This window comes from Enterobacter quasimori (assembly GCF_018597345.1).
Taxonomy (GTDB): Bacteria; Pseudomonadota; Gammaproteobacteria; order Enterobacterales; family Enterobacteriaceae; genus Enterobacter; species Enterobacter mori.
Window position 1 is genome coordinate 752,432 of sequence record NZ_JAHEVU010000001.1, and the last position, 13,352, is coordinate 765,783.

Here is a 13,352-nt window from a genome sequence, read left to right on the forward strand (position 1 = left end):
AATATGTCTTTTTTTGCTAACAATTATTGACGACCATGCTGAAAACACTCGATGTCGTTGCCGCCATCATCGAAAAAGACGACAACATTTTACTGGCGCAGCGCCCTGCCCACGCCGACCAGCCGGGAAAGTGGGAATTTGCAGGCGGGAAAGTCGAAGCCGGTGAAACCCAGCCCGAGGCGCTGATCCGCGAACTGCATGAAGAGTTGGGCATTGTGGCTCAGCCCGCGCGCTACGTGGCAAGCCACCAGCGCGAAGTGTCGCAGCGGTTAATCAACCTGCACGCCTGGCATGTTCCCGTCTTCAGTGGAGAGCTCACGGCGCACTACCACAGCGCGCTGGCCTGGTGTACGCCGGAAGAGGCGTTCGCCTACGACTTAGCCCCGGCGGATATTCCGCTGCTGGAGGCCTTTATTCTTTTACGCGACGCCAGACCAGCGGATTCGTGCTAATGGTGCGTTCATCACGCTGGCACTGCAGTAAAACACCGTCCGCTTTTACCACCGCCCCTTCAGAATAGTTTTGATCCTGATAGATGCAGCACTGATTGCACGGCTGCGCGCGCTGGCCGCTGGAGCTAAATACCTCTGGCGGCACGTTCACTTCCACATCCGGGCGAATGCGGTCCGCCTGAGCGCCAGCGGTAAACATCAAACATAACGCGGTCATCACGTAACGGTTCATCGACTTGTCTTCCTGTTGTGTCCTGATATTGACTATAACGGTAAACCTGAGCAGAACCTTTAATTTATCTCGTCATCGCTTTTGGTTATGACCCACCCTCTCTCATGAATTTCCCTTTCGGCACACATTTCTGCTTGCCTCACAAAGCGGTACGGGTGGTATAGTCAAAAAAACAACACAAATCGCATAAGCAACATACATAAATTACTATAAGAGGCTCTTATATCTATGGATCAGACACGCACTCTGGAAAGTTTCCTTGCCCATGTTCAGCAGCGCGACCCGCACCAAAGCGAGTTCGCGCAGGCCGTTCGTGAAGTGATGACCACCCTGTGGCCCTTCCTTGAACAAAACCCACGCTACCGTCAGATGTCTCTGCTTGAACGCCTTGTCGAGCCAGAACGCGTGATCCAGTTCCGCGTAACGTGGGTTGACGATCGCAATCAGGTACAGGTCAACCGCGCGTGGCGCGTACAGTTTAACTCGGCCATTGGCCCGTTTAAGGGCGGCATGCGCTTCCACCCGTCCGTAAACCTCTCGATTCTGAAGTTCCTCGGCTTCGAGCAGACCTTTAAAAACGCCCTCACCACGCTCCCGATGGGCGGCGGGAAAGGCGGCAGCGATTTCGATCCGAAAGGCAAAAGTGAAGGCGAAGTGATGCGTTTCTGCCAGGCGCTGATGACCGAACTCTACCGTCACCTCGGCCCCGATACCGACGTGCCTGCCGGTGATATCGGCGTCGGTGGACGTGAAGTGGGCTTTATGGCGGGGATGATGAAAAAGCTCTCCAACAACAGCGCCTGCGTCTTTACCGGCAAAGGGCTGTCGTTTGGCGGGAGCCTGATCCGCCCGGAAGCGACCGGATATGGTCTGGTTTACTTCACCGAAGCCATGCTCAAGCGTCACGGTTTAGGCTTTGAAGGCATGCGCGTCGCGGTGTCCGGCTCCGGTAACGTGGCGCAGTACGCGATTGAGAAAGCGATGCAGTTTGGCGCTCGCGTGGTGACCGCCTCTGACTCCAGCGGCACGGTGGTGGATGAAGCGGGCTTCACGGCGGAGAAACTGGCGCGCCTGTGTGAAATCAAAGCCAGCCGCGACGGTCGCGTGGCGGATTATGCCCGGGAGTTTGGCCTGACCTACCTGGAAGGAAAACAGCCGTGGGGCGTGCCGGTGGATATCGCCCTACCGTGCGCCACGCAAAACGAGCTGGACGTTGAAGCCGCGCGTACGTTGATTAGCAACGGCGTAAAAGCGGTGGCCGAAGGGGCGAACATGCCGACCACCATCGACGCCACGGACCTGTTCCTGGACGCGGGCGTGCTGTTTGCGCCGGGCAAGGCCGCTAACGCGGGCGGCGTGGCCACCTCCGGCCTCGAGATGGCGCAAAACGCCGCGCGTCTCGGCTGGAAGGCGGAGAAAGTGGATGCGCGCCTGCACCACATCATGCTGGATATTCACCATGCCTGCGTGGAGTACGGCGGTGAGGCATCGCAAACCAACTACGTGCGCGGGGCGAATATCGCCGGGTTCGTGAAGGTGGCCGATGCGATGATTGGGCAGGGCGTGATTTAAGGTTTATATCGTGCGGCCGGGTGCCCTCACCCCGGCCCTCTCCCACAGGGAGAGGGAGAAAACCGGGCGTATCAGGCCGCGCTCTTCTTCTTTTTAAACGGTTTCTTCGCACCCGCGCCGGGTGCAACCATTCCTCTGAACCGCTTCACCGGCGTGCTGCGCGCCTGATCGATCAGCTGGTAAAGCGTCCCCACCAGCGGCTGCATAAAGTCCTGATAGCGGCACTGCTTCTCGCTGATCTGCGTCAGCACCGATTCCCAGTGCGCGGTCATGTCCGGCCTGGCGGCCAGCTCCGGCAGAGAATGAATCAGCGCGCGTCCCGGCTCGGTCGAATGGATATAGCGCCCCTTTTTCTCAAGAAAACCGCGCTTAAAGAGCAGCTCGATGATCCCCGCGCGGGTTGCTTCCGTACCCAGACCGTCGGTGGCGCGCAGGATCTTCTTCAGATCTTTATCCTGAACAAAGCGGGCGATCCCGGTCATCGCCGACAGCAGCGTCGCATCGGTGAAATGGCGCGCGGGCTGGGTCTGACGCTCAACCACTTCGCCCTTCTCACACAGCAGTTCATCATCTTTAGCGACCACCGGCAGCGGCGTGCCGTCGTTCTCCTCGTCACGCTCTTTGTTCCCCAGCAGCGTGCGCCAGCCTGCTTCTGCGAGGAAACGGGCTTTGGCGACAAACTTGCCTTTGGCGATCTCAAGCTCAATGACGCATTTGCGGAACACCGCGTCCGGGCAGAACTGCATCAGGTACTGACGGGCGATCAGGTTATAGACCTTCGCTTCGTTGTCGGTCAGGTTGACGCTGCTGGCGCGGGCCGTCGGGATAATCGCGTGGTGGGCGTCCACCTTTTTGTCGTCCCAGCAGCGGTTATGGGTGTCCGGGTTGACCGCCGGCTGCGGGAGCAGATCCGGCGCATGCACGCCGATGGCGTTCATCACCGAGTGGCGTCCGGCAAAGTGTTCCTCGGGCAGATAGCGGCTGTCCGAACGCGGATAGGTGATGAGCTTGTGGGTTTCGTAGAGCTTCTGGCAGATATCCAGCACGTTCTGCGCGCTCAGGCCAAACTTTTTGGCCGCCTCAATCTGGAGTGAAGAAAGCGAAAACGGCAGCGGCGCGGGTTCTGATTCCCGTTTATCGTTATAGCTGGTGACGATAGCGGGCTGCCCGGTAATACGGTTAACCACGTGATCGGCCAGCGGACGATGGAGCAGACGCCCCTCTTCATCCTGGTATGACTCGCAGGCGTCGCTCGGCTGCCAGACGGCGGTAAAGCGCTCGTCGTTTGGCGTGACGATATGCGCCTTCACTTCAAAGAAATCTTTGGCGACGAAGTTTTCAATTTCTTCATCACGACGCACGACCAGCCCCAGCACCGGCGTCTGTACGCGGCCCACGGAGAGCACGCCCTGATAGCCCGCGTTGCGCCCGAGGATAGTGTAGGCACGGGTCATGTTGATACCGTACAGCCAGTCGGCGCGGGCACGGGCTAAAGCCGAGACGCACAGTGGAATAAACTCGCTGTTGGCGCGCAGGCGCGAGATTGCCCGCTCGACGGCCTGCGGGTTCAGGTCGTTAATCAAACAGCGCTGCACCTGCTGGCGCTTTTCCGGCGCCAGTTCGAGATAGTCCAGCACTTCATCCACCAGGAGCTGCCCTTCCCTGTCCGGGTCACCCGCGTGCACGATTTCAGCCGCTTCATGCAGGAAGCGCTTGATGACGTTGAGCTGTTTGATGACCGAAGGCCGGGGCTGCAGGCGCCATTTTTCCGGCACGATGGGCAGATCGTTCAGGTTCCAGCGGGCGTAGCGGCTGTCGTAGACGTCCGGCTGCGCCTGCTCAAGCAGGTGACCAATACACCAGGTGACCACCTGCCCGTTACCGCATTCGATAAAGCCGTCGCCTTTGCGATGCGGCTTGGGCAGCACGTCGGCAATGGCGCGGGCCAGGCTCGGCTTTTCGGCAATAAACAACCGCATCGAATTAACGGATCTCAATCATCGGTCGGCCGCCGCGCGCGGTCACCAGCTCGCCGATCGCCGTCAGGGTGATGCCAAACTCAGCGGCGGTCGCCTGAACGTCGGCTTCGGATTCCGGCGTCACCGCCAGCAGCAGGCCACCGGAGGTTTGCGGATCGCACAGCAGGTTGCGCCACGCTTCAGGCATCTCGCCCATCAGGTGACCGTAGCTGGCGAAGTTGCGCTGGGTACCGCCCGGCACCGCGCCCTGAGCAATATACTCCTCCACGCCCGGCAGCTTCGGCACGTCCTGATACCAGACCTGCGCCTGCACGCCAGCGCCCTGGCAGACTTCACTCAGGTGTCCCAGCAGACCAAAGCCGGTCACGTCGGTCATCGCCTTCACGCCGTCGATATTGGCGAAAGCCGCACCCGCCAGGTTCATCTGGCACATCACTTCCGTTGCCAGACCAACATGCTCGGGCTTCAGCAGGGATTTTTTCTCGGCGGTTGTGAGTACGCCAATGCCCAGCGGCTTGGTGAGGAACAGCTTGCAGCCCGCCTGCGCGGTGCTGTTGCGCTTCACGCGCTCGGTCGGCACCACGCCCGTAACGGCCAGGCCGAAGATCGGCTCCGGCGCATCGATAGAGTGACCACCGGCCAGGGCAATACCCGCCTGCTGACAGGCAAAGCGCCCGCCCTCAATAACATCGCGGGCAATCTCAGGTGGGATGATGTTGATCGGCCAGCCCAGAATGGCGATCGCCATAATCGGCTTACCGCCCATCGCGAAGATATCGCTGATGGCGTTAGTGGCCGCAATGCGCCCAAAATCGAACGGATTGTCGACAATCGGCATAAAGAAGTCGGTGGTGCTGATAATGCTGGTGCCGTTACCCAGGTCATAAACCGCTGCATCGTCACGCGTTTCGTTACCGACAAGCAGGTTCGGGTCGACAAACTTCGCCTGTTCACTGTGCAGGATGGTCTCCAGCACTTTCGGGGAAATTTTACAACCGCAACCGGCTCCGTGGCTGTACTGCGTTAAACGAATGGTTTGCTCGCTCATGGACGTCTCCTGTCATCTCAATCGCGCTATGGTAGCGCTCATTCCATAAAGAGGTAAGTATGACTGTCTGAATTCTGCGGCAGATGCTCAGAATCCAGACAGTTTAGCGCGGGTTATCAGAAACGGCTGACGAAAGGCGTGGTGTCCGGCACGCTGATGGTGCTGGAGGCTTTAAGCTGCGGGGTGCCAAGATAGAGGAAGCCGACAATTTTATCGTGCTCGCCGCAGGCGAAGCCCTCACGCACGACTGAACTTTCGGTCAGCGGTCCGGTGCGCCAGATGCCATTGAAGCCCTGCGCGACGGCGGCCATCTGCATCGCCATCACCGCGCAGCCTGCGGACATTTCCTGCTCCCAGACCGGCACCTTATGGTCGGCCTGACATTTTGCCACGACAGCGATGATCATCGGCGCGCGGAATGGCGCACTGCGGGCTTTATCAATCCCTTTCTCATCCTGACCGGCAGCAACCGCGCCTTTTTCCAGTAACGCACTGAAGCGGTCACGGCCTTCGGCTTCAATCACAAAGAAGTGCCAGGGCTGGAGCGTGCCATGATCCGGCGCGCGCAGGCCCGCACGCAGAATGTTTTCCAGCTGCTCGCCCGCTGGAGCAGGCTCGGCCAGACGCGACGCGCTACGGCGGTTAACAAGCAGTTCAAGTGCATCCATTGGTTAACTCCTTTCTTGAAATTTACTCACAAAATTAACACGACGGCAGATTTTGTTACAGCGTGTCAGGCGATTCCTGCTGACAAGTGGCGGTTGGGTCATTACGATAACCCAACATTACCGTCCAGTGGCGACGGAAACAGTCATTTTCTGGTTAGGGAGAATACATGCGAACCCTTTGGCGAATCTTTGCCGGTTTCTTTAAATGGACGTGGCGACTGCTCAACTTCGTCCGCAACCTGGTGATGAACATCTTTTTCATCTTCCTGGTGCTGGTTTGCGTAGGCGTCTGGATGCATATCAGCAACGCCAACCAGGCTCAGCATTCGACCCGTGGCGCGCTGCTACTCGACATCACCGGCGTCATCGTTGATAAGCCTTCCACCAGCAACCGGCTGGGCGTGATTGGCCGCCAGCTGTTTGGCGCAACATCCGATCGTCTGCAGGAAAACTCCCTGTTCGATATCGTCGACACCATTCGTCAGGCCAAAGACGACCGCAACATCACCGGGATCGTACTGGATCTGAAAGATTTTGCCGGAGGCGATCAGCCTTCCATGCAGTACATCGGTAAAGCGCTGCGCGAGTTCCGCGACAGCGGCAAGCCGGTGATTGCCGTGGGCGATAGCTACAGCCAGGGGCAATATTATCTGGCGAGCTTTGCCAATAAAATTTGGCTCTCGCCGCAGGGTACGGTCGACCTTCATGGTTTTGCCACCAACGGGCTGTATTACAAGTCGCTGCTCGACAAGCTGAAAGTCACCACCCACGTCTTCCGCGTCGGCACCTATAAATCTGCCGTCGAGCCGTTTATCCGCGACGATATGTCCCCTGCCGCCCGTGAAGCGGACAGCCGCTGGATTGGCGAACTGTGGCAGAACTATCTCGGCACCATCGCCGCGAACCGTCAGATTACCGCTGAACAGGTCTTCCCTGGCGCGCGCGGCGTGCTGGACGGGCTGCGGAAGGTTGACGGCGATACCGCGAAATATGCGCTCGACAACAAGCTGGTTGACGCGCTGGGCTCCAGTGCAGATGTCGAAAAAGCGCTGACCAAACAGTTTGGCTGGAGCAAAGAGGATAAAAACTTCAGCGCCATCAGCATGTATGACTACGCAGCGAAAAAACCGGATGAGACCGGGGACAGCGTTGCCGTGGTCTTCGCTAACGGCGCTATCATGGACGGACAGGAGACCCCGGGGAACGTTGGCGGGGACACCACCGCGTCGCAAATCCGCGATGCGCGCCTTGATCCGAAAGTGAAAGCGATTGTTCTGCGCGTAAACAGCCCGGGCGGCAGCGTGAGCGCTTCTGAGGTGATCCGCGCCGAACTGGCCGCGGCACGCGCTGCCGGCAAGCCTGTTGTCGTCTCCATGGGCGGAATGGCCGCATCAGGGGGATACTGGATCTCAACGCCTGCGAACTACATTGTCGCCAACCCAAGCACGTTGACCGGCTCTATCGGCATTTTCGGGGTAATCAACACTGTGGAAAACAGTCTGGACTATCTGGGCGTGCATACCGACGGCGTTTCGACTTCTCCGCTGGCGGATGTGTCGGTGACGAAATCCCTGCCGCCTGAAGTCTCTGAGATGATGCAGCTCAGCATTGAAAACGGGTACAAGCGCTTTATCACGCTGGTTGCCGACTCGCGTAAAAAGACGCCAGAACAGATTGACCAAATTGCACAGGGCCACGTCTGGACCGGACAGGACGCGAAGAACAACGGTCTGGTGGACAGTCTGGGTGACTTTGACGACGCCGTTAAGAAAGCGGCCGAACTGGCGAAGCTCAAGCAGTGGCACGTTGAGTATTATCAGGACGAGCCGTCGTTCTTCGATATGGTAATGGACAGCATGTCCGTTTCCGTTCGCGCCATGCTGCCGGAGGCGCTGCAGGCTTACCTGCCTGCGCCTGTTGCCACGGCGGCGAAAGCGATGAAGGCGGAAAGCGATAAGCTCGCGGCCTTTAATGATCCACAAAGTCGTTACGCGTTTTGCCTGACCTGCGCGAACGTCCGTTAAAACCGTCCCCTCTTCCCGCGAAGAGGGGATTTTTTTCTTTTGAAGAACAAGAACTCACACCCATGCAGAAGAAATCGATTTATGTAGCCTACACTGGCGGTACCATCGGGATGCAGCGCTCTGAAAACGGCTATATTCCTGTCTCCGGCCACCTGCAGCGTCAGCTTGCACTGATGCCTGAATTCCACCGCCCGGAAATGCCTGACTTTACCATCCACGAATACGAGCCGCTGATGGACTCCTCCGACATGACGCCGGAAGACTGGCAGCACATCGCGGATGATATTAAAGCCCATTACGACCAGTACGACGGCTTCGTGATCCTGCACGGCACCGACACCATGGCGTTTACCGCTTCCGCGCTCTCCTTCATGCTGGAGAATCTGGGCAAGCCGGTTATCGTCACCGGCTCGCAAATCCCGCTGGCGGAGCTGCGCTCGGACGGGCAGATCAACCTGCTGAACTCCCTGTATGTTGCGGCGAATTATCCGATTAACGAAGTGTCGCTGTTCTTCAATAACCGTTTGTATCGCGGGAACCGCACCACCAAAGCGCACGCCGACGGCTTCGACGCTTTCGCCTCGCCTAACCTGCAGCCGCTGCTGGAAGCGGGTATTCATATCCGTCGTCTGGGCACGCCGCCTGCGCCGCACACCGCCGGTGAGCTGATTGTGCACCCAATTACCCCACAACCGATTGGCGTGGTGACGATTTACCCTGGGATCTCTGCGGACGTGGTACGTAACTTCCTGCGTCAGCCGGTGAAAGCGCTGATTTTGCGCTCCTACGGCGTCGGCAACGCCCCGCAGAACGGCGAATTCCTGAAAGAGCTTCAGGAAGCCAGCGAGCGCGGGATCGTGGTGGTGAACCTGACCCAGTGTATGTCCGGCAAGGTGAACATGGGCGGCTACGCCACCGGTAACGCGCTGGCACATGCCGGAGTCATCAGCGGCTTCGATATGACCGTCGAGGCAACGCTGACTAAACTTCACTATTTACTGAGTCAGGATCTGGACATTCAGTCCATTCGCAGCGCGATGATGCAAAACCTGCGCGGCGAACTGACGCCTGACGAATAAGGAGGTCTCATGAAGCAACGCGCCCTGCTCCTGGTCGATTTGCAAAATGATTTCTGCGCCGGCGGCGCGCTGGCCGTCGCCGAAGGTGACAGCACCGTTGACGTGGCCAACACGCTGATTGACTGGTGCAAAGCCCGCGGCGAAGCGGTTGTCGCAAGCCAGGACTGGCACCCGGCGAATCACGGCAGCTTTGTCAGCCAGCACGACGTCGAGCCGTTCACCCAGGGTGAACTCGACGGGCTGGCGCAAACCTTCTGGCCGGATCACTGCGTCCAGCAGACGGAAGGCGCGGCGCTGCATCCGCTCCTGAATCAAAAGGCCATCGATGCGGTGTTCCACAAAGGCGAAAATCCGGCTATCGACAGCTATAGCGCGTTTTTTGATAACGGGCATCGTCAGAAAACGGCGCTGGACGCGTGGTTACGTCACCACGAAATCACGGAGCTTATCGTGGTGGGCCTGGCGACGGACTACTGCGTGAAGTTTACCGTGCTGGACGCCCTCCAGTTGGGCTATACCGTCAGCGTCATCACCGACGGCTGCCGCGGGGTGAACATTAACCCGCAGGACAGCGCCCAGGCGTTTATGGATATGGCTGCGGAAGGCGCGACGCTGTATACGCTCGAAGACTGGCTGGAAACGCAGGCGTAAGCCTTTTAAGCCGGGTGGCGCTGACGCTTACCCGGCCTACCTTTCCCCGTAGGCCGGGTAAGGCGCAGCCGCCACCCGGCAAAACCCCTCCGATCCCCATAAAGTGAACTCCCTCGCATCCTCAGCGAAGCGGCAATGCTATTCTCTTTAGGCTGTTTTTTCGCCACGCCTTTTCCGTGGCGTGGTTAATTTTATTTAGTCAAAGAGGAACTTGTATGAAACGTTTGCCCTTGCTGGCAGCATTACCCTTGCTTTGCGCGTCAGTTGCCTCCGCCAGTTCCCTGATGTCCGTGGGCTACTTTAACGGGGGTGGCGATGTCACCGCCGGACCGGGTGGCGATATCACTAAACTGGACGTTCGCCAGATCACCCACCTGAACTACTCGTTTGGTCTGGTCTATAACGACGAAAAAGACGAAACCAACGCCGCGCTGAAGGATCCGGCGAAGCTGCATCAGATCTGGCTATCGCCAAAAGTGGCGTCCGATCTGGCCTTAATCCCCACTCTGCGTAAGCAAAACCCGAACCTGAAAGTGCTGCTTTCCGTTGGCGGCTGGGGCGCGCGCGGCTTCTCTGGCGCAGCGGCAACCAAAGAGACGCGCGCGGTGTTTATCCGCTCCGCGCAGGAGATTGTCGATAAATACGGCCTGGACGGGATCGATCTCGACTGGGAGTATCCGGTCAACGGCGCGTGGGGGCTGGTTGCCAGCACGCCTGCCGACCGGGATAACTTCACCGCCCTGCTGAAAGAGATGCGTGAGGCGTTCGGGCAGGAAAAACTGGTCACTATCGCGGTAGGCGCGAATGCGGAAAGTCCGAAAAGCTGGGTGGATGTCAAAGCCATCGCCCCGCTGCTCGATTATATCAACCTGATGACCTACGACATGGCGTACGGGACGCAGTATTTCAACGCGAACCTGTATGACTCCAGCGCCTGGCCGACGGTTGCCGCGGCCGATAAATACAGCGTCGATTTTGTGGTGAACAATTATCTGGCCGCCGGGCTGAAGCCACAGCAGATGAACCTCGGGATCGGTTTCTATGGCCGCGTGCCGAAACGCGCCGTCGAGCCGGGGATCGACTGGACGAAACCGGATGCGCAAAAAAATCCGGTTACCCAGCCCTACTTCGGACCGCAGGAGATCGGGTTGTTCAAGTCGCTCGGCTATGACCTGACCAAAGATACCTATGTGAAGTACAACGATATCGTGAAAAAACTGCTGAACGATCCGCAGAAGCGCTTTACCGAACACTGGGACGACCAGGCAAAAGTGCCGTGGCTGTCGGTGAAGGGTGCCGATGGAAACGCGCTGTTTGCGATTTCGTATGAGAACCCGCGATCCGTTGCGATTAAAGCGGACTACATCAAAGAGAAAGGGCTCGCCGGAGCGATGTTCTGGGAGTACGGCGCGGACGACGAAAACCAGTTAGCGAAACAGCTGGCGGCGTCGCTCGGGATCCCGCATAAGTAGTAAGACATTAAGCCCTCTCCCCGTGGGAGAGGGCATCAACCCGCACCGTTATTGCATTTTCATCGTCGCAATCGGCTTCGGCGTGATGCCAAAGTCTTCTTTCAGCTCGCGCTTGCTCTTCATCACCATCTGGCCCTGGGTGTCAATGGTCATGTGCTGCGCATCGGTGTTATTGCGCGCCTGCCACAGCATCACCAGCTGCAGGCTGTTCTCTTTTTGCTCCGGGGTCAGCGCGACGCCATCGGGCCATTTTCCCAGCTCTACGGCGGTCACCAGACGCTGATAAATCTCCTGCGTCATACCGCTAATCATGTCATCAATATTCACAATCCCGCCCTTTCAAAGGAATAATTTGCTGAATCGTTTTTTCAACCCTTCACCTGGTCGCCGTTTTCGTCGTCAGTGAAGCTCATTGAGGCTGAATTCACGCAGAAACGCTCGCCCGTGGGCTGAGGGCCATCCGGGAAGACGTGCCCAAGGTGCGCATCGCAGTTTCCGCAGCGAATTTCCGTGCGCACCATGCCGTGCGAGGAGTCCGTCAGATAGCGGATCGCGTCATCGCTCACCGGCTCGTAAAAGCTTGGCCAGCCACAGCCTGAATCATATTTTGTTTGCGAATTAAACAGCGGCGCATCGCACACCAGACAGTGGTAGACGCCGTCTCGTTTGTTGTGCAGTAAACGCCCGGTGAATGGCGGTTCCGTTCCGTGGTTCTGCGTCACGTAAAACTGCATTTCTGTGAGGTTTTTTTTCAAATCGTCGGGGTTACGTTGGTTCGACATATGCTTACATCTCGCTGTAGAAACAGACATCTTCTGACCCGAATTCTAACAAAACATTAACACCCTTGCGTGCACTTTTGTTCTAAACTTATGTGTCGCGAAAAGGCGGTCAGGCAATTGTGATCTGTTTCACATTTTTATCCTGCGAGGCCTTTAAAATTCCGGCCGCAGCCCCCATGTGGTTGCTAGCTCAAAGGGAAAGTGAGGCGAGTCAGTCGCACAAACGTTAGTCACAGGATTGATTTGTCGCAATGATTGACACGATTCCGCTTGACGCTGCGTAAGGTTTTTGTAATTTTACAGGCAACCTTTTATTCACTAACAAATAGCTGGTGGAATATATGACTATCAAAGTAGGTATCAACGGTTTTGGCCGTATCGGCCGTATTGTTTTCCGTGCTGCTCAGAAACGTTCTGACATCGAAATCGTTGGTATCAACGATCTCCTGGACGCTGAATACATGGCGTACATGCTGAAGTACGACTCAACTCACGGTCGTTTCGACGGCACCGTTGAAGTGAAAGACGGCCACCTGGTTGTAAATGGCAAAACCATCCGCGTTACTGCTGAGAAAGACCCAGCTAACCTGAAATGGAACGAAATTGGTGTTGACGTTGTAGCTGAAGCTACCGGTATCTTCCTGACCGACGAAACCGCACGTAAACACATCACTGCGGGTGCGAAGAAAGTTGTTCTGACGGGTCCTTCCAAAGACAACACCCCAATGTTCGTTCGTGGTGCAAACTTCGAAACTTACGCTGGCCAGGATATCGTGTCTAACGCATCCTGCACCACCAACTGCCTGGCACCGCTGGCTAAAGTTATCAACGACAACTTCGGCATCATCGAAGGTCTGATGACTACCGTTCACGCAACCACCGCTACTCAGAAAACCGTTGATGGCCCGTCTCACAAAGACTGGCGCGGCGGCCGTGGCGCGGCTCAGAACATCATCCCATCCTCTACCGGTGCTGCTAAAGCTGTAGGTAAAGTACTGCCAGAACTGAATGGCAAACTGACGGGTATGGCGTTCCGCGTTCCAACTCCTAACGTATCCGTTGTTGACCTGACCGTTCGTCTGGAAAAAGCTGCTTCTTATGAAGAAATTAAGAAAGCAATCAAAGCTGCTTCCGAAGGCGCAATGAAAGGCGTTCTGGGCTACACCGAAGACGACGTTGTATCTACCGATTTCAACGGCGAAGTGTGCACTTCCGTGTTCGATGCTAAAGCAGGTATCGCACTGAACGACAACTTCGTTAAACTGGTTTCCTGGTACGACAACGAAACCGGCTACTCTAACAAAGTACTGGACCTGATCGCTCACATCTCTAAATAAGTTGAGATGAGTGTTTGATCCAAAAAGGCGACTTCGGTCGCCTTTTTTATTGTTTT

13 protein-coding genes are annotated in these 13,352 nt (G+C 57.2%); 7 read left to right on the forward strand and 6 right to left on the reverse strand.

Going from position 1 to position 13,352, the window contains the following annotated elements; all coding sequences use genetic code 11:
* Positions 1-35 precede the first annotated feature (35 nt).
* Positions 36-452: a pyrimidine (deoxy)nucleoside triphosphate diphosphatase gene (locus tag KK102_RS03535; RefSeq protein WP_276516102.1), complete on the forward strand. Its 417-nt coding sequence runs from the start codon at positions 36-38 to the stop codon at positions 450-452.
* Here the strand turns inward: KK102_RS03535 and KK102_RS03540 are convergent.
* Positions 412-684, reverse strand: coding sequence for a YnjH family protein (locus KK102_RS03540; protein WP_089599082.1), 273 nt, complete (start codon positions 682-684; stop codon positions 412-414). The two genes, KK102_RS03535 and KK102_RS03540, sit on opposite strands and share 41 nt — an antisense overlap.
* A gap of 228 nt (positions 685-912) precedes the next feature.
* Between KK102_RS03540 and gdhA the strand changes: the two genes are divergently transcribed.
* Positions 913-2,256, forward strand: coding sequence for an NADP-specific glutamate dehydrogenase (gene gdhA / locus KK102_RS03545; RefSeq protein WP_126543757.1), 1,344 nt, complete (start codon positions 913-915; stop codon positions 2,254-2,256).
* A gap of 71 nt (positions 2,257-2,327) precedes the next feature.
* Here gdhA and KK102_RS03550 read toward each other — a convergent pair whose 3' ends face one another.
* From KK102_RS03550 to KK102_RS03560, 3 genes are all read right to left on the reverse strand, one after another.
* Positions 2,328-4,235, reverse strand: coding sequence for a DNA topoisomerase III (locus KK102_RS03550; protein ID WP_216356964.1), 1,908 nt, complete (start codon positions 4,233-4,235; stop codon positions 2,328-2,330).
* A 4-nt stretch (positions 4,236-4,239) separates the two neighbouring features.
* Positions 4,240-5,283, reverse strand: a complete 1,044-nt coding sequence (selD, locus tag KK102_RS03555; protein ID WP_216356965.1) for a selenide, water dikinase SelD — start codon at positions 5,281-5,283, stop codon at positions 4,240-4,242.
* A 116-nt stretch (positions 5,284-5,399) separates the two neighbouring features.
* Positions 5,400-5,951 carry an NAD(P)H nitroreductase gene (locus tag KK102_RS03560; RefSeq protein ID WP_100166983.1) on the reverse strand — a complete coding sequence of 184 codons (552 nt, stop codon included), beginning with the start codon at positions 5,949-5,951 and terminating at the stop codon, positions 5,400-5,402.
* A 167-nt stretch (positions 5,952-6,118) separates the two neighbouring features.
* On the opposite strand from KK102_RS03560, the gene sppA reads away from it, so the two are divergent.
* From sppA to chiD, 4 genes are all read left to right on the forward strand, one after another.
* On the forward strand, positions 6,119-7,975 hold the full coding sequence (gene sppA, locus KK102_RS03565) for a signal peptide peptidase SppA (protein WP_216356966.1): 1,857 nt from the start codon (positions 6,119-6,121) through the stop codon (positions 7,973-7,975).
* A gap of 62 nt (positions 7,976-8,037) precedes the next feature.
* Positions 8,038-9,054: an asparaginase gene (gene ansA / locus KK102_RS03570; RefSeq protein ID WP_216356967.1), complete on the forward strand. Its 1,017-nt coding sequence runs from the start codon at positions 8,038-8,040 to the stop codon at positions 9,052-9,054.
* 9 nt (positions 9,055-9,063) lie between these two features.
* Positions 9,064-9,705, forward strand: a complete 642-nt coding sequence (pncA, locus tag KK102_RS03575; RefSeq protein WP_216356968.1) for a bifunctional nicotinamidase/pyrazinamidase — start codon at positions 9,064-9,066, stop codon at positions 9,703-9,705.
* 215 nt (positions 9,706-9,920) lie between these two features.
* Positions 9,921-11,177 carry a chitinase ChiD gene (gene chiD, locus KK102_RS03580; RefSeq protein ID WP_216356969.1) on the forward strand — a complete coding sequence of 419 codons (1,257 nt, stop codon included), beginning with the start codon at positions 9,921-9,923 and terminating at the stop codon, positions 11,175-11,177.
* 48 nt (positions 11,178-11,225) lie between these two features.
* Here chiD and KK102_RS03585 read toward each other — a convergent pair whose 3' ends face one another.
* Both KK102_RS03585 and msrB read right to left on the reverse strand, forming a co-directional pair.
* Positions 11,226-11,489, reverse strand: a complete 264-nt coding sequence (locus KK102_RS03585) for a YeaC family protein (protein WP_244991960.1) — start codon at positions 11,487-11,489, stop codon at positions 11,226-11,228.
* A gap of 56 nt (positions 11,490-11,545) precedes the next feature.
* The gene (gene msrB, locus KK102_RS03590; protein ID WP_126543750.1) at positions 11,546-11,959 is read right to left on the reverse strand and encodes a peptide-methionine (R)-S-oxide reductase MsrB; all 414 of its coding nucleotides are present in this window, start codon (positions 11,957-11,959) and stop codon (positions 11,546-11,548) included.
* 341 nt (positions 11,960-12,300) lie between these two features.
* Between msrB and gapA the strand changes: the two genes are divergently transcribed.
* Positions 12,301-13,296 (forward strand): glyceraldehyde-3-phosphate dehydrogenase, encoded by a 996-nt coding sequence (gapA, locus tag KK102_RS03595; RefSeq protein ID WP_014831506.1) that lies wholly within the window; start codon positions 12,301-12,303, stop codon positions 13,294-13,296.
* Positions 13,297-13,352: the final 56 nt, after the last annotated feature.

Coding starts and splice junctions, on each gene's coding strand:
- selD (WP_216356965.1), bottom strand. CDS start 5,283: ATGAGCGAGCAAACCATTCGTTTAACGCAGTACAGCCACGGAGCCGGT.
- ansA (WP_216356967.1), top strand. CDS start 8,038: ATGCAGAAGAAATCGATTTATGTAGCCTACACTGGCGGTACCATCGGG.
- KK102_RS03535 (WP_276516102.1), top strand. CDS start 36: ATGCTGAAAACACTCGATGTCGTTGCCGCCATCATCGAAAAAGACGAC.
- gapA (WP_014831506.1), top strand. CDS start 12,301: ATGACTATCAAAGTAGGTATCAACGGTTTTGGCCGTATCGGCCGTATT.
- pncA (WP_216356968.1), top strand. CDS start 9,064: ATGAAGCAACGCGCCCTGCTCCTGGTCGATTTGCAAAATGATTTCTGC.
- gdhA (WP_126543757.1), top strand. CDS start 913: ATGGATCAGACACGCACTCTGGAAAGTTTCCTTGCCCATGTTCAGCAG.
- KK102_RS03550 (WP_216356964.1), bottom strand. CDS start 4,235: ATGCGGTTGTTTATTGCCGAAAAGCCGAGCCTGGCCCGCGCCATTGCC.
- KK102_RS03560 (WP_100166983.1), bottom strand. CDS start 5,951: ATGGATGCACTTGAACTGCTTGTTAACCGCCGTAGCGCGTCGCGTCTG.
- chiD (WP_216356969.1), top strand. CDS start 9,921: ATGAAACGTTTGCCCTTGCTGGCAGCATTACCCTTGCTTTGCGCGTCA.
- KK102_RS03585 (WP_244991960.1), bottom strand. CDS start 11,489: ATGATTAGCGGTATGACGCAGGAGATTTATCAGCGTCTGGTGACCGCC.
- sppA (WP_216356966.1), top strand. CDS start 6,119: ATGCGAACCCTTTGGCGAATCTTTGCCGGTTTCTTTAAATGGACGTGG.
- KK102_RS03540 (WP_089599082.1), bottom strand. CDS start 684: ATGAACCGTTACGTGATGACCGCGTTATGTTTGATGTTTACCGCTGGC.
- msrB (WP_126543750.1), bottom strand. CDS start 11,959: ATGTCGAACCAACGTAACCCCGACGATTTGAAAAAAAACCTCACAGAA.